This is a genomic window from Halosolutus gelatinilyticus (genome assembly GCF_023028105.1).
GTDB lineage: Archaea > Halobacteriota > Halobacteria > Halobacteriales > Natrialbaceae > Halosolutus > Halosolutus gelatinilyticus.
In genome coordinates this window covers 1,895,105-1,918,864 of the sequence record NZ_CP095491.1, presented here as the reverse complement: position 1 = coordinate 1,918,864, position 23,760 = coordinate 1,895,105, and the positions used below count along the sequence as shown (strand labels likewise).

Genomic DNA, 23,760 nt, shown 5'->3' with positions numbered 1-23,760 from the left:
CGTTCGACGTTCACCGCGGTACTCCTCGACTCAACGACCGTCGTCTCGACCGTGACGCGGTGGTCGTCTGCAGTCCGCTCGCCGATCGCAACGTCCGCCGGCCGGTCGCCGAAGACCGGGCCGCTGTCGCCACTGAGACCAGAACAAGGGTTCGGCTGAAATCCGAGCCGAGCGAGTATCCGAAATGATAGTCGCGATCGATTCCTCGAGTCGGCCGTCGAAACGGGGTATCGACGCCTCGCTGCCGCCGGGACGAACGTCATCGCATTCGTCCGATCACATGACTGGAACGGTCGTCGCTGGCCGGTGATCCCGCTGCGATCCGTTCACCGATGGAGCGCCTACCAGGTCGCGCCTCCCGAACCACGAGGTGCGTCGCTCCGCGAGTTTGACGTCGGCTCACGCCCCGTCAAACACCGCAGATCACCGACTTGCGAGCGCGGTGACGTTACACTTCATCGAACAACGTCTCGCCTTCGACCAAGTGCTCCTCGACGGCGTCGAGATCGAGCGTGAGTCCGAGTCCCGGCTTCTCCGGCACCTCGGCGTAGCCGTCCTCGATGATATCCTCCTCGACGAGATCCGACCACCAACCCAGTTCGTAGGAGTGGTACTCGACGGCCAGCGAGTTCGGAATCGCCGCGCCGACGTGGATGCTGGCCATCGTCCCGATCGGCGAGGAGACGTTGTGCATCGCCACGGGCACGTAGTAGAGGTCCGCGAGGTCGGCGATCTTCCGGGTCTGGCGCATCCCGCCGACGCGGGGTACGTCCGGCGCGACGATGTCGACCGCCTGCTCCTCGAGCAGCCGCCGGTTGCCGTGGTCGCGGTAGACGTTCTCGCCGACGGTGATCGGCGTCGTCGTCCGCCTCGTGACCTCCGCCTGGACGTCGTGGTTCTCCGGCGGGATCGGGTCCTCGAGCCACCAGACGTCGTACTCCTCGAGGCGCTTCGCGAGGCGGTGTGCGCTCCCGGCGCTGAACGACCAGTGACAGTCGAAGGCGACGTCGGCGCGATCGCCGATGCGCTCGGTGACCTTCTCGACGATTTCGGCTTTGTGTTCGATCTCCGGGTTCCGCAGGTGGCGGTTCGCGCGGTCCTTCTCGTGGCCCGAGGGAACGTCGAGGTCGAACTTGAGGGCGTCGTATCCCAGCTCTTCTACGACGCGCTCGGCTTCGTCCGCGCAGGCGTCGGGGTCGGCCTCGTCTTCGGTGTGGCAGTCGCAGTAGATCCGCATCTCGTCGCGGTACTTGCCGCCCAGAAGCTGGTACGCCGGGACTTCGAGGATCTTGCCGGCGACGTCGTGCAGGGCGAGTTCGATTCCGGAGATCGCGGAGATCGCCTTCCCGGAGATCGACCCCTCGCCCGAGAGCTTCTGGACGAGGTGTTCGTAGATCCGGTCGATATCCAGCGGGTTCTCCCCCTCGATGAACGGCGCCATCCGCTCGATGATCTCCTGCTCGCCGGCGCCCCAGTAGGATTCGCCGTTCCCGACGATACCGGCGTCAGTGTAGACGCGGACCAGCGTCCACGGATAGTTTCCGTCGACGATCGTCGTCTGGACGTCGGTGATCTCGACGTCGCGCGGCCCGCGGGAGTTGGAAAGTCCCATCGTCTCCGCGGAGAGGTTGCGCATCGTGTACTCTGCGTTCGGGTCCGACAGCTGTCTGTAGTCCATTGACATTCGAGAATTACGATACCCGATACTAAAACTTCCGTCTGGCGGCGTACACGATCACCGCGTCGACTCGATCCCGAAGCGGGACGTGTCGAAAACGGAGACGCAGGTTCACCGGTGAGAGCTCTCTCGAACGCTCGATCGCAATCGACGGCCTGCTCGGCATGCTCGAGGCCGCCGAGCGTCGTTCTGGGTGCCGTCGTCGAGAACGAGTTGCCGACGGCGGATTCGTTGACTATAACTGGATAGCGTTCTATAATACAGAACATTCCAACAGCAGAACGCGCGATATCGGGCACAGAGCAGCCGAATTACAGCAGTCATCGGCTTCGAACGACCCAAATTTTACAACAGTATGGTCGTCAAAATCTCCGGGGAACGCGGATCGATTACGCGAGGAGATTCGCCCACAGCGATCGCAGAAGCCGTTACGGAGCCGTCTCGGGTCCGAAGAGCGACGTCGAATCGTCCTTGGAACGACTCGCCGTTCGTACCGCCCGAGGGCCCAGGTGTACAGAATGTTGTTCTTGATAATAGAACAACATTCACTCACAGTCAAACCGAACGATCGTTTGAGGTCGGCCAGCAGTATCTCGTAGCGCCCGTTTCATGATCCTCGTGTCGTCGATGCACCGCAGCGCTCGTCGGGCGAGAAGCGGATCGTCGGAGAGTGATGGACGTAGTATTCGAACTCAGCCACATAATTATCGTTTTCAAATACTACTCGAAATACCAATATAACGACGCCAAACTGGCTTGATCGACACTGTTCGAATCGGAGCGCAACGGTGCGAGGCAGCGGCGTTCGCGGAATTCTGCCGGACTCCGATCGTCCGACGGATCCAGCATCGGAAGTCGTCGGTCGTCGCGGCATTCGAAGCGACATCCAAGCTTCTGTAGACCGGCATCCGGCGCTCCGCGTTCGTTTTCTCGCTCCCCGCTATCGGTTCTATCTCGAAGGCAGCCGGGTTCGACCGCGCACGCTCGATCGTCCGTACGCGGGTCCAAACAGCGGGATTCCGATCGAGCGGCACGAGTTCACATTGTTCGCGCCGACACCCGACGATTCAACGCATTCAACTGTTCGCTGAGATCGATCCGGAAACCGCCAACCCCCCTTCTTCGGCCCCTATTCGTCGCCAGGCGAGCACAAACGGAGTTCGTTCCGGGAGCGCTCCAGCGAGAAACGCAACGTCGAGGACGACAGGTATCCCGTCACGTCGGCGCTGTGGGTACAGCCGACACTCGATCGGCGCGGCCGCCGATTTCGATACAAGAACTACAAAGATCGATTCCACATCGAACGTTCTATCTACGAGGCAAGAAGGCAAATATACCAATTTTAAAATATTTTCTAGAACGCCGCTTCCAAATTCGACGACCGACGACTGCGGAGCTAAGCGCACTGCCGGACGCAGCTACTCCGAACACGTCTACCGTCGCGCTCGTCGAATTCGACGGGTCGAGCCAGCGAGAACTGACACCCCTACGGTCAGTGTCGAACCGAGTTGATCGGCGATTTATTTCGATCGCAGCGTTACGATATCCAAAATTACTACAGTAATTAGCCGGAATTCGGGCGCTATGATCTTCGAACGAAATTTCGAAACGCCGGAAGTAGTAGCCGGAATACTCGTCGCGTTCACCGCGATCGGGCTTTACGAGCGTAAAAACCCGGTAGAGATTTGTCCCGTACAGAGCAAGCGCTGATCAGTGCAAGTGCGGTCTTCTGACGGCGAAGTTCTCCCCCTCCAACTATCCACACAGCCGCTAAGCGTTTGGATCGGTCCGATAGAGACGGTCAGCCACGTTCGACGGTTCATACAAACCTCTTTGTGGAAAACACACATGATCGTGTAGAACGATCGAACAGCTTCGTTACCGATGTCCGTTCGACAGACATCCACACCTAGCCAACGGGTTTTCCGACTCGTTCTGCAGGGAAATCGTACTGACGGTCAGTCATCCTGTTTCGGGTCGACTCGCTCGATCGCCTCGTTGACTTCGTCTTGAGAGGCTTCCGAGAGCGAAGCGTCCGTTTCGGACCGCTCAGAGTCGGCGTTTTCGTCGTTCATCAGTAGGCGGCGGCCATACTGACAATGGTCTATGATATATACTTTCCCGTTTTTCAATTTGTTTTCAAGTAAAACAACAGTCACGGCGAAATCGGGGCCGATTTCTGGCTGCCCGCGTTGATCGGCGAAGATCTGCGCACAGATTCGATGTCGGAATCGACGATGCGGCTCATCGTTCACCCCCTCGCTTCTCGTGGAGTTCTCAGGATCTGAAGCCGACTCTTCGCTGGTCGGCTGTAGATGTCGCCGGAAGAGCGGAGACGGTGTTCGGCCGACGACTTACGTCGATGTTACAATACGATGAGGCAGATTCCAACGAGATCACCCCTCAGTTGGAGTTATTTACTGAATTCGATCAACTCCTGGTTGAGTTTCTCTTTTTCCTCGTAAAAGAGCGCATGGCTACTCTCATCAAAGCGAACGAGCTCCGTGTTTGCAATTCCCTCGTGGAGTTTCTCCGCCGTCAGCTCGAATGGACAGGCCTGATCGTGGACGCCATGACAGATGAGCGTGGGAACAGAGATGTCCTCGAGGTCAGGACGAAGATCCATCTCGCCGACCGATTCGATCGAATCGGCCATCGCCTGCGGCGATGATTCCATGCTCATACCCTGGAACCAATCTTTCAGCTCAGGGCTCGGTTCAGAATGAAACATCGAATCGGTGAACTCACTGCTTACCGTTGCTCGGTCGCGGTAGCATCCCGTAGCAAGGTCCGTGAATGCAGCTTTATCGATGCCTTCCGGAAAGTCAGGTTTTTCGGCCAGAACGGGACTCGCAGCACCAAGCAGGGCCAGTTGCCCCACGTGTTCTTCGTTATGTCGACTCATATATCGAGTGGCGACCCCACCGCCCATTGAAAAGCCCACGAGCGTAACATCATCGACAGCAAGTTCATCGAGAACCGACTTAATATCGTCTGCGAAAACGTCGATATCATATGTGCCCCACGGTTTACTCGATTGTCCATAGCCACGAAGATCGATACCGATACACCGGATGCCCTCTCTCGGGAGTTGGATGAATTGATATTCGTACATCCTGTGGCTCAGTGGCCACCCGTGAATAAACACAAACGGAGTACCCGACCCCCAGTCCCGAACGAACAGTTCCACATCCTCTTCAACGACTATTCGAGCCATAATGACCAAAGTTAGGTCCAACTCGTGGGTATATAGACATTTCACCGGCTTTGTTGACCTTCTACCTGTCCAGATCGAAGGCTAGACGATGCCACACGTTCGGATTGAGAAGTACCCGCCGGACCACCATATCGAGTCGATCGAACGCTTTGCATAGCGTTGACGGGGTGGGGAGTGTGGACAGGCCAACTGCGCTCCGAATGCGGCATCTCGATACGTTCGTCGAGGCGTGTTCGGTAGGTCGCGTGCTTTCGGACTTTGGGACACAGGATATAGCGGGGACGCAGTCGCGATTGTCATCGTAGGCCCATCGGGATCGGTGACGTGCGCACCGCAGTGACGGCAGGTCGGAGAGTCGTCGACTGCCGGCTAGGGCGCGATCGTCACGTCGACCACCCCGTTTCGGCTATGAATATCGCAAGAGTGCGGCAACCCGGAACCAGTGGCTGGTTCGAATCCACTTCAGAACCAGGGCCTTCCGGATTGGAAAACTGGCCGCTTTGGTGGTTGAAGTGCCTGAAATGGGCCAAATCGGATTCGGCCACATTTCGAGTAGTTACTGGATAGGCCCTGACGGATTCGAACCTCGTCCAGACGTGCTCGCTTCGCTGCGCGCGACTGGCCTGGTTCGAACCGTCAGCGATCGATTCCGCGAGCCTCGCGAATTGCTCGGCTCGCTTCATGGGCCCTGACGGGTCCAGCCGAGACGGCGAGATAATTGGTGATTCACCGATCGGGGTGCTGGGGTCGCGTTTTCGTGTGGTTCGCAACCGAGCGAACTATGAACCTCGAACCAATCGATCCGGAAACAGCAGTCGAACTGTACCTGGCCGAAAGAGAAGCAGACGCCGCGGCCTCGACTATCCGCTCGCACCGCGCCCGGTTGAGCCACTTCGTCCGCTGGTGTGACGAGCGCGACATCGAGAATTTGAACGAGCTGACCGGGCGGACGCTGCACGAGTACCGCCTCTGGCGACGGAACGACGGCAACCTCGCGAAGACGAGCCTGAAGTGCCAAATGGACACTCTCCGAGTGTTCATCCGATTCCTCGGCACCGTCGACGGCGTACATCCCAACCTTCACGAAAAGGTCCGATCGCCCGATCTCAATCCGGGTGACGACGTCCGAGAGGTGATGCTCGACAGCGAGCAGGCTGGGGCAGTTCTGGACTACCTAGAGCGGTACGAGTACGCGTCGCTCCCGCACGTGACGCTCGCGCTCCTCTGGCACACGATGATGCGGCTTGGTGCTGCGCGGTCGCTCGACCTGGGGGACTACTCTCCAGAGGACCAGTGCCTGACCGTCGAGCATCGTCCCGAGACTGGGACGCCGATCAAGAAGGGGTCCCAGGGCGAGCGACTGGTTGCGCTGTCGGGGGAGCTGTGCATGCTGCTCGACGACTGGGTCCGCGACCAGCGGCCGGACGTGACGGACGAGTACGGCCGTGAGCCGCTGCTAGCGACGTCACACGGGCGCGTCTGCAAAACGACCGTTCGACGATACTGCTACCAGTACACGCGACCGTGTGCCATCGGTCAGGAGTGTCCGCACGACCGCGATCCAGAGACGTGTGAAGCGACCAACTCCGGCCAGTTTTCCAAGTGTCCGTCGAACGTCAGCCCGCACGCGATCCGCCGGGGAGGCATTACCCACCATCTCAATAGCGACGTGCCGGAGACCGCCGTTGGTGACCGGGCGAACGTGAGCCGGAAGGTACTCGAAATGCACTACGACCAGCGCACCGAGAAGGAAAAGATGGAGCGGCGGCGGGAGTACTTAGGTAACATCTGAACAGGCGAGCGGGTCGATCCACTCGTCTCGAAGAGTTCATCCGATGTAGGCTAGTCCCGAGAAGATCAGAACGAACCCGAGGACGGCCATCACTACGAACAGGGGGTCTCCCTCGTTGAACGGCTTCCAACTTTTTACCTGCCGATTCGTTAGATGGATGAGCGCCCACAGGCCCAAGCCCGCACCGATCTCGAGATACCCGGGTCTAAGTAAAAAAGCGACCAACCACTCCTGTAGGAGACCAGCGACGTACGGCCCTGCGAACATCGAGACGATCAAAATCGCGGCTGTTTCCCTCTTCGAAGCGAATTCTCCCAGCACTCGCGCATACGTGTCGCCCGTATCGAATACCATCCCCTTCACGCAGTTCAGCAACAGTGCTGCCAGAACGACCGCTACACCCTGTGCAAAGACCAACCGTGCGTTTTCTCCGATGAGCGTCATGGACGATAGAGGGCTGATCGGGAGAGACAGAAAAACCAGCAGACGGTGGGGGGTGAGCGACTCGCGATATCGCGTGTCCGACCTCGGACATCGCTTGGGAGACGCAGGTCACCACCAATTGGTTATACCTGTCAGCACTCGTTTTCTTCACTACGAACCCGTCATGCGAGCAGAAACACAACGAAATGAAGACGAACTTCGGAAAGGGGTAGATATCTCGACGTTAGACGACATCGACACCGGAAAAGTCCTCGCCGATCTCGACGTTCGACTTGAACACGACCTCAGCAAGGACCTTCGACAACGGGAGGTCCTCGAGGTGATGCTCAAGGAGGAGCAACCCGTGTTTTCGGCCTATCAGATCCAGCAACTTCTCGACTCCACCGTATCCGATAAAACGGTCAGGAGGCGACTCAAGGAACTCGTCGAATTGAACGTCGTCAAGCGGTATCAGTTCAACCGGAAGAACCTGTACTACGTTAACGATCAAAGGTCAGCCCACGCCGTCCCCGGAGACCTACACGACGTAGAACTCCCGAAGCAGTCGTCGTTTTGGGATACGTTCCTGCTCCGGGAACCCGGATCTCTGGATTGGATGGTAAACTCGTCGATGGTATTGTTCTTCCACCTCATTCTCCTCGGCGCCGCTAATGAAGCGCTCGGCAACCCGATAATAGTGAGCGGTGAAAACGAGTTCGTGACGGCGGCTATCCTCGTGATGATGGCATCGCTATTCGTGGTTCTAGGAAAGAGTGTTTCGTCGAGAGCCCAGAAATTGAGCGCCAAGCTTCGGAGAGAGGCGTTCTAAAAGAAGAAACGACTCGGCCTTCTCGTAAACGCAGAAAGGCCCGGTGATCTCGAGATGGAGGCGCGGTTGAAATTACGTTATTGGACAAAATAGTTGAGTGTCGGACGCGCTCCGTTGCCGTGATCGCGATGCATCACAATCGTCCGAAGTCGCGGTACGGAGGATTGCTTCGCTGAGATCGGTACAAGATCATAAGTACGAAAAGGGGAGCAGGGTGCGGTATGCCCGATGACGGCGACGAGTTTGTGGATAACCTGCTCGAGTGGTACGCCGAAAACGGACGACACGACTTACCTTGGCGCGATCCGAGCACCTCGCCGTTCGAAATTTTTGTCGCCGAGCTGATGCTCCAGCAGACGTCGGCGGAGCAAGTCCGCGGCGTCTACGATGAGTTCGTGGAACAATATCCGACGGCCGGTACCGTCCTCGCGGCTCCGGAGGTGGACATCGCCAAGTCAATCGAACCGCTGGGGTTGCGAAAGCGGACGGAGTACTTCAGGCGTGCTTCCGCCCAGCTCCTCGCGCGTCACGATGGTCGGGTACCCGCCTCCCGATCGGAACTCCTCGATTTGCACGGAGTCGGCGAGTACACCGCCGCTTCGGTGCTCGCTCACGCGCACGGACGCGACGTCTCGGCGGTAGACACGAACGTGGCGCGTGTACTGGCCCGCGTTTTCGGGAACGAATCGACGGAACCCGAATCGCCCGAGATGTGGGATCTCTCGGATCGATTGGCTCCTTCGGGTCGGTGCGACGACTTCCTCCACGCGCTCATCGACTTTGGCGCGGCGGTCTGCACGGCGAGGAATCCGAACTGCGAGTCGTGTCCGTTCGAAGCGGCGTGCGAGTACGAGACCGAGCGGTCGACCGACGAGTGAGAACCGATCGGATGCGGATCAGCTCGACGAATCGATCAACGGTCGCCCGAACCGTCGGGTAAAATCTCATCGAGCACCTCCCGACGCTGTCGCATCTTGTCCTCCTCCGTCCGCACGTCGTAGTGCCGATCGATGACCTTCGGCGAGACGTTACACCGATCGCTCACGACGTCGACCGGCACGCCGGCCTGCAGCAGGTGGGTGATGTACCCGCGGCGGATCGGGTGAGGAGTCACGCTCGAGGGACAGCCCGACGCCCGATCGAGATCGACGGCAGCTTCGCACTCGTCCGGATCTCGGTCGTGTGGACACTCCTGTCCGATGGCGCACGGCCGGGACCACTTGTAGACGTACCGCCGGATCGTCGTGGTCGCTACGCGTCCCTGACTCGTCGCGAGCAGCGGCTCCCGATCGTGCTCGTCCGTCACGTCCGGCCGCTGGTGCTCGAGGTAGTCGTCGACGACCGCGCAGACCTCGGCGGAGATACCGATCCGACGCTCGCCTCTCGGTCCGTTCTTGATCGGCGTATCGGTCTCCGGCCGGTGGACAACGTCTATGTGGGGCTGCTCGGCATCCGGCCGGTAGTCTTCGACGTCGAGAGCGCGGGTCGTCCCCACCCGGACGCCGGTCTCGGTCAGGAGAAGCCAGCCGACGTGCTCGACCGACGCGTATTCGAACCGCTCGAGGTGCGCGACGATCTCCTTCCCTCGGCTCACGTGGAGCGTCGTCTCGCGAGCGGCCTCCTCGTCTGGAATGGACGGCGACTTGACTTTCTTGAATAGGCCGGGTTGCACCGCGTCGATCGTCTCGCACCACTCGACGAAGACCCGGAGGGTGTCCATCTGCGTCTTCTCACTGTTGACGGTGAGGTCACCGTCGTCGCGTCGCCAGACCCGATACTCGTGGAGGTCGCGCGCGGAGAGGTTGTTGAGGTCGTCGATCCCCCGCTCGGCGCACCACTCGACGAAGAACCCGAGTCGGGACCTGTGGGAGTCGATTGTCGACTTTCGACACTCGCGAGCCTTGTCCTCGAGGTAGAGCTCGAGCGCCTCTTGGGGCTTGGTCGGCTCGAGGGTTGCTTCCGTCGCCTGTTGGAGTTGGCGGAGAAGCTTCTCGGCGTCCGTCTCGTCGGCGATTTCGGGGACGTGGTTGGTCCGGCTCATCGGCATAGCTCCTCGACGAATGCGGCGAACGAATCGTCCGGGTAGAACTCGCGGATCCGGTCCGGATTTTCGTCGACGTAGTACTCGACTGCACGGGCGACGAGTTTCGATCTCGTGAGGTCGGTCTCGTCGGCGGCCCGATCGAGTCGCTCGGCGATGTCGACCGGAACCCGGCCCGAGACCGGCTTGCTGTGGGTCTCACCCATGCTCTTACCGTTCACCTCGTGACATATAAGCGGACTAATTAATTGGTAGATGGGATGAAACCGCTAGATAGCAGTCGATAATTGGTGGAAGAAATGGTGACCGCGAAATTGAATGAACCGGTGAACCCATATTATTTCGAGCCAAATTTCAACGTATAATCTGCCCCGCGGTGATTCGCCGGCTCGCGCGCGATCAAGAGGCCAAAATTTCCAGGGATACACCAAGCATTGGCGGAATTCTGCCAATCAATTGGTGAAAATTGCCGGTTTGGGGGTTTCTGTGATCCCTCCAGTGGAGCGGCTAGCTAGTTGTTGTCCCGAAGTTACGATCGATCAGTGCGATTCCGCGCCCATGTGATCACGAGTAAGACGTCGGCCCGCTCTGCAGACCAGCCGGTCCATCATTGATGCCGATACTCGATCGACGCGATGGGGAAGTTACACCCCGATTTGGGTACCCATGTCAGGTGCGACCACCGGCACCAACAGTCGGCCTATTCACCGGTCCTTGGATCGGATATAGGGTCCGGTCCGAATAACGGTCCCAACGATCGGACTCAGTCGCCGGGTTTGTCGACCGGACATGTCTACACCGAATCTGCGTATTTCGGGCATACTCATCGGTCGAACCGCCGTAATTTGATTATGTCCCTGCCGGGAAGGCCGGAACGTCAAAGGGTCGGTCGCCTCCCCCGGTTCTATTGGTCGGTTGAGGGTCGTCTTTTGACGATATAGATCTCCTCCCACAATGTCCGTGAATTCACTATACTACGCGCCGGTATTGGCACGAGGCCGGCTGGCATTTCATCGGTAAAATCGGCGTTCGCGTCGGTCGAAAGGGAGAAATCTGGATACTGAGAGCGATTGAGGTATCCAGATACTAGACCGATGTCGTCTCGGGCCCAGAGTCGAGCTCACCTACCGGGCTCATAGTCGACTCCGGATCAGGGCAAATTACTTGCCAATGGCATGTCACAGGGGTGTAACATGGCGAATCCGCTCTTCTCGATGTACACGCAAGGCGAGAACCGAGTTACATCCACGTTGATGGCCGTCTTCGAGAACATCAACAACCAGCTGACGGAGGATCTTCTCGAGGCGATGCTCGACGAGTCCGATCTTTCGTTAGTCACGTTCGAGAACCAGCTCGTCGGTGACGGCTCGGTACCCGACGCCGGGATCCGGAGTTCGACGTCGTTGTTGTTCGAGACGAAAACGAGGCAGAACGAGGTGGAATTGGACCAATTACGGGAGCACCTCGCCTATCTCGACGAAGAAGGTGCGGACACCGAGCGTCTCGTCGTTCTGACTCCCGATCACGAGGAACCTTCAGAATTGTATGCGTTTGACGACGACCGTGTTGTGTGGGCGAGTTTCGACGACGTCGTCGACGCCGTGGAGTCGCTCCTGGCTCGGGACCCGAGTAGCACGGAACAGTCGCTCGCCGTTCCGACGGAACGGGAGGCGTTTCTCCTTCGGGAGTTGGTCCGGTTCCTCTACGAAGAGGAGGAACTCGTGAGCGGGAAGGACGACCGGGTATTGGTGGTCGGCGCGCTCCAGGACTTGAGTCCGAACTGGATCTACTACGACGGATCAATGCTGAGCTGTGGGCCTACCAACCGGACGAGATCGTAACGTATGCGGGCGATTTCTTCGATCTTCCGATGCTGAAAAAGCGACCCGTATATGCTGCTGACGGCCCTGCCGGTGATGGGCTCGCTGGCGATCTGAAGACCATCATCGAAAGTGCCAAATCTGTGGATTTGGGCGACTTCGCAGCTGAGGCATACGGGTATGGGACTGGACTGGACGATCTCATCCAGCATCAGGAGGTCGGTCTTCGGCGGACGTTCTTCGACGACTACGCCCATGAATTAGATCTCCAGAGGATTCGCCCGGCTGATGCAGACACTGACTACGTTGATAGCGGCGACATCCCTGGAATCATGGAAACGTGGCTCCACGCTCGTTCGGACAGCCACGACGATATTGGTCCGTGTAATCTCGAGCATACGGAGCGGATGCTTTCGGACTACATCTTGGGCGATATCGAACACCTCATCACACTCTCGCATAGGATACCCTTCAGCGAGTAAGGTCGTGGCTGCGCGCGCAGCGAAGCGAGCACGGAGCGGTGGGTGGGGTGGTGGGGCCTGGGTCGGTCCGGCCCACAGCAAAAAAGAACGGCGCCGCGCTCGCCTATTCTTCCCACCACCGACCGCGCTCTGGGAATTCGATCCTGCTCCAGCCCGTGATGGCGATGCTGCACCGCCTCTGGTACCAGTTCTTCTTGACGGCCCGGAACCGGACCGTCTCACCCTCGCTCACCACCGTCTTCCGGGATGCTTCCCAGATGGTGAACTTGATTTTCCCACTGTCGTCCTCGATCAGCCCGACCTGAGAGATCGACGTGTCGCTTGGATCCCAGAGTTGCGTGATTTCACCTGGACCGTCACCTCACCGACCGGGACGTCCGGCACATCCGCGATGGGCACGATTGCCCCCGGCACCGCCTTCACCTCCTCGAGCGTCTCCAGCACCGCCTTCGTGACGTCCCGGCCGCACGCCACCTTCTCGGCCAGCTGCTTCGCGACGACCGCTCTCGACCAGCCGCCCTGCACTTCGTCACTGATCCGCATCGCTTGCGTGTTCACCTCCGCGAGTTCGTCTTGCGTCAGTTCCTCCCGGGGATCCGTGCGCTCCATCGACGCCGGCTCGTCACGGCCACACAGCTCGCTGACGACCTCACGCGTGCGCTGCTCACGACCGTCCTGCGTCCCGAGTTCGGCCTGGGCACTGATGCGCTCCAGTTCGGCTTCCCGCGCCTGAATGCGCTCCTCCTGTTCGAGGGTGACGCCGTGAATCCGGTCCTCGCTCGTGTCCGCGATCCCGTCCGGGTGGTTCGCATCCACCTTCGCCTGCGTCTCCTGCTCGACTGTCGCCTCGAACTCCGGCGTCTCGTCGACGACCGGGAAGCCGTCCTCATCGACCGCCTGCTCGCCCGCTTTCTCGAATGCCTGTTCATCGACCGAAACGACCTTTCCGCTAGCGTTGTTACTAGACATTGGAATCTCACCAGATTCCGAAGGCGCTCACGCGCCGACACCGCGATACTCCTACATCGCGGTTTTCCGACGACAACGACCGACAGAACCATCTGCGCGCTCTCGCTCGCGCCTTCGCGAGCGCCCTACCGGGCGCGAGCGAGAGCGCGCCTGCATGAGGTGGCCCCAACCAGCACCGCGCGCCGACCCGCCCGGAGCGAGCGGCCAGCGGAGTAAGCGTGGGGGGTGAGCAGCCACGCCGCGCAACCCCTCGCGCTTACCCGCTGGCGCCGAGGGCACATCCATGTTAGCCCGGAACGGGCGCGGGCGGTGCGGAGAGCGCCCGCACGCCCGGAATGGTCGGTCGCGAGCGACGCGGAGGGCGGCACGGCGAGCGGTGCGGGCCGGTACGTACACACCTGTCCAGCCGACCACGTCGCTCGGTAGACCATTGACACTCCTGGCGGACTCAGAAAGGGCGAGGCCGTCTCGGCCGTCCCCCGACCCCGCAAGCACCGCAGGGACGAGGAGCGCAGCGGCGGTCGCGGGACGTCGAGCGGCCGAGGGCTTTCATCGATGATTGTTGAATGTGCAATCCTAACGCTATCGTGCGATTTGCTCCGGACCAACACGGTGTTTGCAGGGGCGAAGAGCCACTTCGTCTATCCCCAGTCCTAATGAGAGCGTGAAACCACGAAAACGGTCGATATGACCTTTGTACCCCCGGAATGTAACGTGTTACTGAACGATGCGACTAACGTACTCGAATCAGAACGCGGTGATGTACAGATGAGTGATCTGCTTGAAGCCGCCGAGGGCGCTATCGCGCTTGTGTGCGGGGGATTCATTTTCCTCCTGTTTGGAAGCGCGCTGGGGACGGCGGGGCTGATCGATCTCAGTTTCTGGGGGATCGTCTACGTCCTCGTCGGTGTCGTTGTTCTCGTAACGGCCGCCGCAGCTGCAGCCGGTGCTGTCATCTCGGAGGTTGTATGACACTACGCTCGCTTCTCGTTGACCTCGTGTCGACGAATGACCGGAAGGATGTTCCAGATGAGCAGATTCTGAACGTTCTTCGTGAGAACGACCGTATTTCGATGGGGACGCAGGATATCGCCGATGCAGTAGATATGTCTCGACAGGGCGTCGAGAACCGATTAGACGAGCTCGAACTCGAGAATCGAGTCCAATCACAGAAAATCGGGAACGTTCTGGTTTGGGATCTGCATCCAGATGAACGGCGAGACGTAGTTCCGCCTGAAATTGACCGCCTTGTTCACGCCTTTGACCTAATACGAGACCAGTTTGCAATGACCCGCCGACTAGGAATGTATATCCTCCTTACCGGGTTTGCCCTCATCTTCACCAGCTTGAGCACAGCACTCGCGGCAACGCCAGTCGACCCCTTTGCGGACGTACTGCTCGTGTGGGGATACGCCATCGCGGGTGGTGGTGGAGCAGCGTGGTTCGTCGGAGGTGGAACACAGCTTGCTACGATTGTTACTGAATACGTCGTCTATTGGCGGTTGACTGGAGAATCACTACGTACATGGAAAGAAAACGACGCTGCAGCATCCAGCCAACGTGGTCAGATCGATGTTCGCCTCGTGGTTGGCCTCTTTGTGCTCGTGCTCATCGGCGGCGCACTCGTTGGTGCTGCAAGTGACCTTCAGGCGGGGTTAGCTGCATCGTCTGCGTTTTCGGGGTTCGAAGCGACGGTCGTCGCTAGTCTATTTCTGGTCGCTCTTGTAGCGATGGTACTGGGAATCGAATAAGAGGGATGCTGAGCGACCACAAACCCTCGTAAGATGCGTCTCCTTCTGTCCCCTTCCCTCAGCTACGACTCGCAACTAGGTCCTCGATGAACCGGAAGCCGTTCACGAACGTCACCGAGTCACCGTACCCCTCGCTGGCAAGCACGGTTTCAGCCCCTTCGCCGGCCGCGATATCGGTCGTGTAGATGTACACCTCCGTCGCTGTCCCCGCGCTGAGCTCCTGGGCAGCAAGGGCCGTAAGCGCAGCGTCCGCCCGTTCGACCTCGTCTGCAGGCGACATTTCGGCGGTACGCGACTACACGTGAACTCATTGAATTCGATAGAAGTCTGTGACCTGCGTTCTTATTTATTATTTCTAGAACTCCAAAACGCCGAATCTGCGTGAAATTAGTTAGTTTACCGAAGTGAGTGGTTATCTTTGGTGTCTTAGCAGGCCCTCTTTTCGATTGAGATCCGTATCTGGAAACGGGTGTACGTCCATATCGCCTGTAAAGCATGCAACTCTCTCGAACTCAGCGGTTTGATTGGTGGAAACTAATTCCGCCGAATTTGGCGGTGTATGGCGGTATCAAGCCGGTATTGGATACAAAGGTCTCCATGGTTTATTTGCTCCCAGAAGAGAAGGACACTCGAATGAGCGTAATCGAAAGGCACGGTTTGGAGCAATTTAGAGATGCCACAGCATTACAGGCGATTAACCCGTCTGGCGAGCAAGGAGGGATCGATAGGTTCCTCGGACGCAAGCGCGCTGGTAAATCAATTACCACCGATCTAATACTCAGATTCTCTCAGTCCAGTGCACAAACAGAACAGAGCCCGGTACAAAGAGGTGTCAGAAATGTCGTCTTCTGATAAACTTGGTGTAGGGAAAAACGAACGCACGAATCAGGCAGCAGTCGCGGTTCAGGATGTCCGGAAAACATACCAGGTGGGAGAACCCGTCCATGCTCTCGACGGAGTGTCTCTCAAGTTGAAGCGTGGTTCATATACTGCCGTCATGGGTCCGAGCGGTTCAGGGAAGAGCACGCTGATGAATCTCATCGGGTGTTTAGACACTCCGACGGAGGGGCGAGTTATCGTCAACGGGAAGGACGTGACTCAACTCTCCAGTAGAGAACGAACACGGCTACGGGGCAGCGAGATTGGGTTCGTCTTTCAGACCTTCAACCTAATGCCTCGACTGACCGCCCAAGAGAACATCGTGCAGCCAATGGTCGCCCAGAAAGTTTCACGAAGTGAGCGAAATGAACGTGCGAAGCAACTCTTAGAACGTGTTGGACTCGGAGACCGGGCAGATCATCGTCCAAACGAACTATCAGGGGGTCAGCGCCAGCGGGTCTCCATCGCTCGCGCCCTCGCCAACGACCCAGCACTGATTCTCGCCGATGAACCGACGGGGAATCTGGACTCGGAAACTGGTGCCAATATCATGGAGCTACTCAGTGAACTCCACGAGGGTGGCAACACGATTCTCATGGTGACACATGAGCGCGATATCGCCGAGCACGCCGATAAGATCATCCACCTACTGGACGGTGTCATCGAACGCGAAGAGATCGTTGACTCGCCTGTACGGCCAACAGTTGGAGGTGGTAAGTAATGGACCTCTTTGAGAATCTACGGATGGCATGGCGGACGATTCGCGGGCACCGTCTTCGTTCGACGCTGACCACACTCGGCGTCGTCATCGGCATTGGATCGGTTATCACGTTTGTCACATTAGGTGCGAGCCTTCAAGGCGCGATAATTGGCGACCTGGCTGGAGTTGCAGGTTCTCCGACGATAACAGTTACGAATCAACCGCAAGGCGCCGATGGCGGACCGGAGGGCGTCGGCGATGATGGACCGGTAGAGGGCGGCGGTCAGGCCGTCTTCACCGAGTACGACATCCAACAACTCCAGGAGACAAAAGGCGTGGAAACGGTCGTTCCAGAGGGGAGCGTATCACTCTCAGGCGTCACATATAGCGGACAGTCGATTGCAAAATCAGCAATGACGGCGACGACGCCGGCCTACTTCAGCCATACGGAGGCGGGAAATTTCTCAGCTGGTGGCCCCTTCTCACCTGGTGAACGGGAAGTCGTCCTGAACGAAGCTGCGGCGACTATCTTCGAGCAGAACGTCACTGTTGGTGACTCGATCACAGTCACTCGGAGCGGTGGTAAGACGATTAACGCAACAGTCGTCGGCATTCTCGAAGGTGATTCCGGCAGTAGCAGTGGATTCGATTCTGATGATGGTAGTCAACCCGAAATCTACGGTCCGACGGACCCGTTCCACCAGACCCGACTTGATAGTCCAGCAACGGGGAAAAATCAGCACGTCTACTCGCAGTTGACTGTCGTAGCAGTTAATTACGACCAAGTTGACCAGGTCGCTACACGTGTCACAGATTACTTCACTGCTGACTCGGATGCGCAGGGTCTTCTCCCATCGTCGTACGAAGTGAGTGTCCAGACAGACAAGGAGGTCGTCAATGAAATGCAGAGCTTGGTGAGTACCTTCACCAGCTTCGTCACGGGCATTGCGGTCATCTCGCTCATTGTCGGCGCGATCGGTATCGCTAACATCATGCTCGTGAGCGTCACCGAACGGACACGCGAGATAGGAATCATGAAAGCCGTTGGGTTCCAGAACCGTGATATCCTTGAGTTGTTCCTCGTTGAGGCAGTTATCCTGGGGCTGTTCGGATCCGTGTTCGGGATCATCCTCGGAGCACTTGCTGGGTACGGTACGACGACGTTACTCGCTCTTCCGTTCACCTTCCCGATAGAATGGGCAGGGATTGCCGTCGCCGTCGGGGTGCTCGTCGGTGTCGTTGCTGGTCTGTACCCCGCTTGGAACGGCGCTCGAATCGACCCCATCGAGGCCCTTCGTTACGAATGATATTCAAAAGCACCGTGATGAATCGGCACAAAACTGCAACACCCGGGCCGAATACCCAAAACTTAGCCGAATGAAAATCAACCACTACTTCGAATTCGAGAAGCACGTTACCGGCGGGATCCGCGAGTCCGTCGTCCACCAGCGGAAGATACTCGACCGACTGAATCTACAGTATACGACCGATCCGACCCTCGATGCCGATGCGTTCCACTGCAACCTTATGGGCCCTCGCTCGGTCTGGTGTGCGAAACGGGCACGGTCGCGCAACATCCCGATCGTCGCCCACACGCACGTGACGGCCGAGGACTTCGGGGACAGCTTTCGGTTTACGAACGTTCTCGCCAAACCGCTGAAACCGTACCTCGAGTGGGCCTACGGACTGGCCGACGCCCTGGTCTGTCCCTCGGAGTACAACCGGCGGCTGATCGAGACCTACACGGACACCCCGACGACCGTCATCTCGAACGGCGTCGACGGCGAGAAGCTCGAGGGCTTTGAACCGCTCGAGTCGGAGTACCGCGAACGCTACGACCTCGAATCGCCCGTCGTCTTTCTCGTCGGCCACGTCATCAAACGCAAGGGCCTCGAGACGTTCGTCGAACTGGCTCGCCGGATGCCCGACATGGATTTCGCGTGGTTCGGCCCGTTGGATCTCTCGTTGAAGGGGCGCGAGACAACACGGTTGATCGAGGAATCACCGGAGAACTGTACGTTCCCCGGATACATCGACGACATTCGCGGTGTGTATGCAGCCGGTGATATCTTCTGTTTCCCGACGTACGAGGAAAACGAGGGGATCGCACTGCTGGAAGCGATGACCGCGGGCAAACCGGTTCTCGTTCGCGACATCGAGACGTTCTCGTGGCTCGAGGACGGCGAGGACTGTCTGAAAGCGTCGGAATCGGGGTCCGAATCGGGAATCGACGCGTTCGTGGACGCCCTCGAGCGACTCGAGGACCCCGACCTTCGGCGTCGACTCGGATCGAACGCGGCCGACCGGAGCGAGCAGTTCTCGCTCGAGACGGTCGCGAACCAGTATCAATCGCTGTACGAAGAGGTCACCTGAATGAAAATCGGATTCTTCACGGACAGCTACTTCCCCGAGATCGACGGCGTAACGTACACGATCAAACTCTGGCGAGAAGAACTCGAACGGAAGGGCCACGAGGTCTACGTCGTCTATCCGGACGGCGACTACGAACCCGGTGATCGCGAATTTCCGGTCAGATCGCTCCCGAATCCCTTCTACGCCGGCTACCGGATTCCGCTCTTCAGGCGGCCGTCGACGCTTCCGGAACTCGACGTCGTTCACTGTCACGGTCCCGCGTCGGTCGGCATCCTCGGGCGGTACTACGCGCGAAAACACGAACTGCCGACGATTTACACCCACCACACGCCGCTCGAGGAGTACTTCCACCAGAACGTCAAACTCGAGTCGGTCGCCAGCGCCATGTCGAAACTGTACGTTCCGCTGGAGAACGCGTTCCTCGAAAGCTTCGATATCGTGACCGCCTCCACGGAGCGGATCGAACGGGACGTCACCCACGTCCCGCTCCCGGTGGGAATCGACATGGAGTTCTTCCAGCCGACCGCCGAGGACTGGTACGCCGACGCCGACAAACCGGTAATCGGGTACAGCGGCCGGCTCAGTATGGAAAAAAACGTCAACGATATTCTCGAGGTCGCAAAGGAGGTGCCGGAGTACGAGTTCGTCGTCGTCGGCGAGGGTCCCTATCGCGCCAGCCTCGAGCGGAACGCGCCGGAGAACGTCGAACTCCGAGATTTTCTCCCTCGAGAGGAGCTGCCGACGTTTTACTCCTCGATCGACGCGTTCGTGACCGCCTCGACTGCGGACACGCTCGGGCTCTCGACGCTCGAGGCCAACGCCTGTGGCACGCCCGTTATCGCGGCGGACGTCGCGCCGTTCGATCAGACGATCGGTCCCGACAACGGCGACCGATTCGAGTACGGCGATCTCGAGGCGATGGCCGACACCATCGAGCGCTGTCTCCGAACGGATCGCGACACCAGGGCGGCCGTCGAGAAGTACGATGTCCGTCGCACCCTAGATCACCTCGAGCACCTGTACCGGAACCAGACGTCGACTGGCGAGACGCCGACCGTGGCTGACGATAACTGGGGGTTTTCCGACGACTCACCGGGCTCTCTCGATTGATCGCACGGTGGCTCGCGGCGCGGAGAGCCGTCGATCACGAGGGGTTTTTTCGATTCGTCGTCAGGACGGGGACCGACGCGGTTCGGAGTACCCGTTCGGTGATGCTCCCGAGGAGGTGCTGATCGATTCCCGTTCGACCGTGCGTTCCCATCACGATGAGATCGATTCCCTCCGAGTCCGCGTAGGAGGCGATTTCCCGCGGCACCGATCCCGACTTGACGGCGGTAACGACGTCGTCGACACCCGCGTTCTGTACCGTCGACGTGGCTTCCTCGAGTAGTTCTCGGACCCGTTCGTCGCGATCGGATCGGTCGTTCCCTAATCCGAGTATCGGCTCCTCGAGGACGGAGAGGAGGTGAACCGTGGCGTTGTTGCGATTCGCCACGTCCGCGCCTCGCTGCAGGGCGGCCATCGCGTGATCGCTTCCGACCGTCGGGACGAGGACGGCGGTATACGGATAGTTCGTCGTCACATCGTCGGCCGCGCGGACCGTCAGAACCGGTATCGTCGCTCTGTTGACGACGCGCTCCGCGACACTTCCGAGAACGTATCGCTCGAGTCCGTCCCGGCCGTGGGTTCCCATCACCACGAGGTCGGCGTCGTGCGTCGCGGCGTATTGGACGATAGCTTCGTGGGGAATCCCCTGGACGATATCCGTGGTGACGGAGACGCCGCGTTCCGCGACTCGTTCGCGAGCGTTCGAAACGATCTCTTCGCCCTCCTGTTCCAGAACGTCGACGACCTCGGTACCGAGACGAGTCTGACTGGACTCGTTCGTATCCGCGACGTAGAGCAGGGAAATGGTCGCATCCCACTCGTCGGCGATCTCGAGTCGGCAGATGCTCGAGGAAAATCCACGGGAGGGCGCTCGAGTCAATATCGAGGGCTTCGTAAACGTCGTCGAACAGGCGCTGGCGGACGGCTGCCGGACGATCGTCTACGCGTCGTCGTCGGTCTACGGGAGCCGGACGACGCCGACGGCCGAAGACGTTGATATCGAAGCCGCGACGGGGTACGACGCGTCGATGCTCGGGAGAGAGCGGTACGCGGAGCACTACAACGACTTCTACAACGAGTTGACGCTCGCCGGAATGCGGTTTTTCTCGGTCTATCAGGGCTACGGGGGGCGAAGAACACAAAGGCGCGTACGCAAATACGGTTTCGCAGCGTTGTTTCGAATACTTGGCTCTGTTGAAACCATTTTTCGTTGACACTAAATAGAGCAGCCCTCAAATTGGCTCTCGGCCGATGCGTTCGAAAAGCGGCCTCAGATAAAACCGCCAGACGTGAAGAGGGTTTCAACAAAGCCGAATACTTTAAAGAATATCGTGAGACTGCTCGTTGAGCAAGGTGAAATGCTTCCTCGACAAACCGAAGTAACTGCGATTTTGGGAGGGTCTGCATTCACTCACACTATCGACTGAATCGTACCTCTCCATTGATTTCAACAGAGCCGAAGATAAAGCACCGTTCCCCCAGTGTAACAGCCATAATGGAGAATGGTGTATGGCCATATCGGCCATAGAAGACGCAACTATTTCGAACTCAGTGGCCTGAAAATCACAACCCAATTATCCAGAATTCGGCGTTGTACGGCCATATCACGCCAGAATTGGATTGGAAGGTCTCTAGAGTTTATTTATCCCCGATGGATGAGGGCAATCGGATGAGAATGAACTCGATCGTCGACTTCTGGATGTCGCGCCTTATCTCCCACATAGAGATGCTCAGTGATGACCGCGGAATCGGAATCAGCGAGGCACTTCACGGGTTGGCACAGGACCCGGTTCTCGTTTTCTTTGCGCTGTTAACCCAGCTTGGCGATGTCTGGTTTCTCTTTTTGCTGGGCGGCGTACACTACGTCGCCGGCGACAGGTTCCCGAAGTGGGGGATCGACCGACGACGTGGTCTGTTCGTTCTCGGACTCTTACTGACCTACGTTGCTCTCGTCGGAGTGCTCAAGCAGTCCTTCATGGTTCCCCGACCGCCGGGGGCGGAGACTCCACCGGACGTTCAGTGGATTCCGTCCGCCCTGCAAGGGGTGTTCGCTAGTATTTCGACGGGTACGGGGTATGGGTTTCCGAGCGGCCACGCCCTCGGGAGTACGCTGGTGTGGGGTGGGTTCGCTCTCGCTGTCCGAAAAGACAAACGTTCGCATGTGTGGCTCGCGCTCGCGGGCGTCGTAATCCTCATCGTCTCGCTTTCGAGAGTCGTCTTGGGGGTTCACTACCTCGTTGACGTCGTAGTCGGAACCGTCATCGGGATAGTCGTTCTGGGAGGACTCTACACGATCAGTGATCACGGCACTACCCCTGGCCGGGTACTCGTGTTCGCCGCGGGCATTGGAGTGCTGGGATTGATTCACGGAGTTACCTTCGATAGCGTAGCTGCTGTCGGGAGCGCTGTTGGTGCGTGGCTCACTTGGCGTGCCGTCGGTGATTTGACGCCAGCCCACCCATTGAATCGCCGAGAGGTTGTTGTCGGTTTCGCCGTCTTCGGACTCGCTGGCGGCTTCTTCGCGCTCTTGAATTCCCTCAAACCGTCGCTGCCAATCACGTTTTTCGGGGCTACTATTGCCGTCGGCGGTGTCGTTGGTGCACCGCTGATTGGTAACCGATTTGTCGAGCAGTCGGAAGGTCGGTAGACTTACTCGACGTTTCGTGGGCCCGTCAGTTCATCCGGAGGAAAACGCTCGTGCAGATCTCACGCTCTGTTACAGCACGTCGTTCTTGGCAGCTATCAGTGGGATCACTTTCGGTTCCGATACCTCTTTCATCTGTACTGATCGTTAGATTGCTCGGTCAAGATTATGGACGATACACGCAAGGGCGAGTTCACGGAACTGCTTCCACCAGCGTCGTGAACGGACGAACGCACCGTATCTTCGTTTGAGTCGAGAGTTCACCGTTTCGCTCTGGCTCCGTTGGCCGTAGAGTTCAGTATCCAACCGAGCGTTCCACGCTTTCTGAAGTGAGGAAAATTCACGGTGTTTGATAAGTGGACGAACCCCGTTCTCGCGGGCCATCGCTCGAATCTGCTGATCGTCGTACCCCTTGTCTCCAAGCAAAACTCCGATTTCAGACACGTTGCGGTTGATGAGTGACGGTGCGATCTGCGTATCGTGTTTTCGGGTCGTTGTGACGTGGAGATCGAGGATCGCGTTTGCTCTCGTATCGACTAAGAGCGTGACTTTCAGCTGCTGAATCGTCAGCTTCGCCCGTTCGTATAGTACTTTGAGGCATGGATTCGGTCGAACCCCGAAGCGTTGATCCCTGCAACACCGTTAGTCGGGAGCAGTGCAACAGAGAGATTGAGAAGTACCCGCCAGACAGCCATATCGAGTCTATCAAACGCTTTGCACAGCGTTAACGGGGCAGGAAGTTCGGTGAGGTTGATCGCACTCCGAATACGAGGCATTTCAATGAGTTCGTCGAGGAGTGTTCGATAGGTCGTGTTCTTCCGAACTTTGAGACAGAGCAGAACGGCGTGCTGATGAAGCGTGTAGCGTTGTTTCGAATACTTTAAAGAATATCGTGAGACCGCTCGTTGAGCAAGGTGAAATGCTTCCTCGACAAACCGAAGTAACTGCGATTTTGGGAGGGTCTGCATTCACTCACACTATCGACTGAATCGTACCTCTCCATTGATTTCAACAGAGCCGAAGATAAAGCACCGTTCCCCCAGTGTAACAGCCAT

19 protein-coding genes and 6 pseudogenes are annotated in these 23,760 nt (G+C 58.4%); 13 read left to right on the top strand and 12 right to left on the bottom strand.

Going from position 1 to position 23,760, the window contains the following annotated elements; genetic code table 11:
• Nucleotides 1–448: 448 nt before the first annotated feature.
• The 4 genes and pseudogenes from MUH00_RS09535 to MUH00_RS09520 form a co-directional block, all read right to left on the bottom strand.
• Nucleotides 449–1,684: a mandelate racemase/muconate lactonizing enzyme family protein gene (locus MUH00_RS09535; RefSeq protein ID WP_247003868.1), complete on the bottom strand. Its 1,236-nt coding sequence runs from the start codon at nucleotides 1,682–1,684 to the stop codon at nucleotides 449–451.
• A gap of 1,952 nt (nucleotides 1,685–3,636) precedes the next feature.
• A complete protein-coding gene (locus tag MUH00_RS09530) occupies nucleotides 3,637–3,933 on the bottom strand; it encodes a hypothetical protein (RefSeq protein ID WP_247003867.1) in 297 nt (98 codons plus the stop codon).
• A 158-nt stretch (nucleotides 3,934–4,091) separates the two neighbouring features.
• Nucleotides 4,092–4,793, bottom strand: coding sequence for an alpha/beta fold hydrolase (locus MUH00_RS09525; protein WP_247003866.1), 702 nt, complete (start codon nucleotides 4,791–4,793; stop codon nucleotides 4,092–4,094).
• Between the two features lie 208 nt (nucleotides 4,794–5,001).
• Nucleotides 5,002–5,167 (bottom strand): annotated as a pseudogene (locus MUH00_RS09520) (IS5/IS1182 family transposase); the annotation flags it as partial.
• A 509-nt stretch (nucleotides 5,168–5,676) separates the two neighbouring features.
• Here MUH00_RS09520 and MUH00_RS09515 point away from each other — a divergent pair.
• Nucleotides 5,677–6,687, top strand: coding sequence for a tyrosine-type recombinase/integrase (locus tag MUH00_RS09515; protein WP_247003864.1), 1,011 nt, complete (start codon nucleotides 5,677–5,679; stop codon nucleotides 6,685–6,687).
• Nucleotides 6,688–6,723: 36 nt separating this feature from the next.
• Here MUH00_RS09515 and MUH00_RS09510 read toward each other — a convergent pair whose 3' ends face one another.
• The gene (locus MUH00_RS09510) at nucleotides 6,724–7,131 is read right to left on the bottom strand and encodes a hypothetical protein (protein WP_247003862.1); all 408 of its coding nucleotides are present in this window, start codon (nucleotides 7,129–7,131) and stop codon (nucleotides 6,724–6,726) included.
• Between MUH00_RS09510 and MUH00_RS09505 the strand changes: the two genes are divergently transcribed.
• Nucleotides 7,121–7,939: a hypothetical protein gene (locus tag MUH00_RS09505; RefSeq protein ID WP_247003860.1), complete on the top strand. Its 819-nt coding sequence runs from the start codon at nucleotides 7,121–7,123 to the stop codon at nucleotides 7,937–7,939. The genes MUH00_RS09510 and MUH00_RS09505 overlap by 11 nt on opposite strands.
• Before the next feature lie 221 nt (nucleotides 7,940–8,160).
• On the top strand, nucleotides 8,161–8,817 hold the full coding sequence (locus MUH00_RS09500) for an HhH-GPD family protein (protein WP_247003858.1): 657 nt from the start codon (nucleotides 8,161–8,163) through the stop codon (nucleotides 8,815–8,817).
• A gap of 35 nt (nucleotides 8,818–8,852) precedes the next feature.
• Here the strand turns inward: MUH00_RS09500 and MUH00_RS09495 are convergent, their stop codons facing one another.
• Both MUH00_RS09495 and MUH00_RS09490 read right to left on the bottom strand, forming a co-directional pair.
• Nucleotides 8,853–9,980, bottom strand: a complete 1,128-nt coding sequence (locus MUH00_RS09495; protein ID WP_247003856.1) for a tyrosine-type recombinase/integrase — start codon at nucleotides 9,978–9,980, stop codon at nucleotides 8,853–8,855.
• Entirely contained in the window at nucleotides 9,977–10,186 is a 210-nt protein-coding gene (locus MUH00_RS09490; protein WP_247003854.1) for a ribbon-helix-helix domain-containing protein, read from the bottom strand. The genes MUH00_RS09495 and MUH00_RS09490 overlap by 4 nt, the downstream gene beginning before the upstream one ends.
• A gap of 987 nt (nucleotides 10,187–11,173) precedes the next feature.
• Between MUH00_RS09490 and MUH00_RS09485 the strand changes: the two genes are divergently transcribed.
• Nucleotides 11,174–11,821, top strand: coding sequence for a hypothetical protein (locus tag MUH00_RS09485; protein ID WP_247003852.1), 648 nt, complete (start codon nucleotides 11,174–11,176; stop codon nucleotides 11,819–11,821).
• Nucleotides 11,822–11,850: 29 nt separating this feature from the next.
• The gene (locus MUH00_RS09480; RefSeq protein WP_247003850.1) at nucleotides 11,851–12,282 is read left to right on the top strand and encodes a hypothetical protein; all 432 of its coding nucleotides are present in this window, start codon (nucleotides 11,851–11,853) and stop codon (nucleotides 12,280–12,282) included.
• 103 nt (nucleotides 12,283–12,385) lie between these two features.
• Here the strand turns inward: MUH00_RS09480 and MUH00_RS09475 are convergent.
• A pseudogene (locus MUH00_RS09475) lies at nucleotides 12,386–13,251 on the bottom strand (DNA-binding protein).
• Nucleotides 13,252–14,019: 768 nt separating this feature from the next.
• On the opposite strand from MUH00_RS09475, the gene MUH00_RS09470 reads away from it, so the two are divergent.
• Both MUH00_RS09470 and MUH00_RS09465 read left to right on the top strand, forming a co-directional pair.
• Nucleotides 14,020–14,223: a hypothetical protein gene (locus MUH00_RS09470; RefSeq protein ID WP_247003848.1), complete on the top strand. Its 204-nt coding sequence runs from the start codon at nucleotides 14,020–14,022 to the stop codon at nucleotides 14,221–14,223.
• Nucleotides 14,220–15,002: a winged helix-turn-helix domain-containing protein gene (locus MUH00_RS09465; protein ID WP_247003846.1), complete on the top strand. Its 783-nt coding sequence runs from the start codon at nucleotides 14,220–14,222 to the stop codon at nucleotides 15,000–15,002. Before MUH00_RS09470 ends, MUH00_RS09465 begins: the two co-directional genes overlap by 4 nt.
• A 58-nt stretch (nucleotides 15,003–15,060) precedes the next feature.
• On the opposite strand, the pseudogene MUH00_RS09460 reads toward MUH00_RS09465, so the two are convergent.
• Nucleotides 15,061–15,288 (bottom strand): annotated as a pseudogene (locus MUH00_RS09460) (PIN domain-containing protein); the annotation flags it as partial.
• A gap of 552 nt (nucleotides 15,289–15,840) precedes the next feature.
• On the opposite strand from MUH00_RS09460, the gene MUH00_RS09455 reads away from it, so the two are divergent.
• The 4 genes from MUH00_RS09455 (at nucleotide 15,841) to MUH00_RS09440 (ending at nucleotide 20,064) form a co-directional block, all read left to right on the top strand.
• A complete protein-coding gene (locus MUH00_RS09455; protein ID WP_247003844.1) occupies nucleotides 15,841–16,602 on the top strand; it encodes an ABC transporter ATP-binding protein in 762 nt (253 codons plus the stop codon).
• Nucleotides 16,602–17,888, top strand: a complete 1,287-nt coding sequence (locus tag MUH00_RS09450) for an ABC transporter permease (RefSeq protein ID WP_247003842.1) — start codon at nucleotides 16,602–16,604, stop codon at nucleotides 17,886–17,888. Before MUH00_RS09455 ends, MUH00_RS09450 begins: the two co-directional genes overlap by 1 nt.
• 70 nt (nucleotides 17,889–17,958) lie before the next feature.
• Nucleotides 17,959–18,954: a glycosyltransferase family 4 protein gene (locus tag MUH00_RS09445; RefSeq protein WP_247003840.1), complete on the top strand. Its 996-nt coding sequence runs from the start codon at nucleotides 17,959–17,961 to the stop codon at nucleotides 18,952–18,954.
• Complete coding sequence (locus MUH00_RS09440; protein WP_247003838.1) at nucleotides 18,955–20,064, top strand: glycosyltransferase; 1,110 nt, start codon at nucleotides 18,955–18,957, stop codon at nucleotides 20,062–20,064.
• Nucleotides 20,065–20,098: 34 nt separating this feature from the next.
• Here the strand turns inward: MUH00_RS09440 and MUH00_RS09435 are convergent, their stop codons facing one another.
• Nucleotides 20,099–20,941, bottom strand: coding sequence for a universal stress protein (locus MUH00_RS09435; protein ID WP_247003836.1), 843 nt, complete (start codon nucleotides 20,939–20,941; stop codon nucleotides 20,099–20,101).
• Between MUH00_RS09435 and MUH00_RS09430 the strand changes: the two are divergent.
• Nucleotides 20,877–21,231 (top strand): annotated as a pseudogene (locus tag MUH00_RS09430) (NAD-dependent epimerase/dehydratase family protein); the annotation flags it as partial. The gene MUH00_RS09435 and the pseudogene MUH00_RS09430 overlap by 65 nt on opposite strands.
• A 141-nt stretch (nucleotides 21,232–21,372) precedes the next feature.
• Here MUH00_RS09430 and MUH00_RS09425 read toward each other — a convergent pair.
• Nucleotides 21,373–21,468 (bottom strand): annotated as a pseudogene (locus tag MUH00_RS09425) (IS5/IS1182 family transposase); the annotation flags it as partial.
• A gap of 268 nt (nucleotides 21,469–21,736) precedes the next feature.
• On the opposite strand from MUH00_RS09425, the gene MUH00_RS09420 reads away from it, so the two are divergent.
• The gene (locus tag MUH00_RS09420) at nucleotides 21,737–22,708 is read left to right on the top strand and encodes a phosphatase PAP2 family protein (protein WP_247003835.1); all 972 of its coding nucleotides are present in this window, start codon (nucleotides 21,737–21,739) and stop codon (nucleotides 22,706–22,708) included.
• A gap of 144 nt (nucleotides 22,709–22,852) precedes the next feature.
• Here MUH00_RS09420 and MUH00_RS09415 read toward each other — a convergent pair.
• Nucleotides 22,853–23,673, bottom strand: a pseudogene (locus tag MUH00_RS09415) (IS5 family transposase).
• Nucleotides 23,674–23,760: the final 87 nt, after the last annotated feature.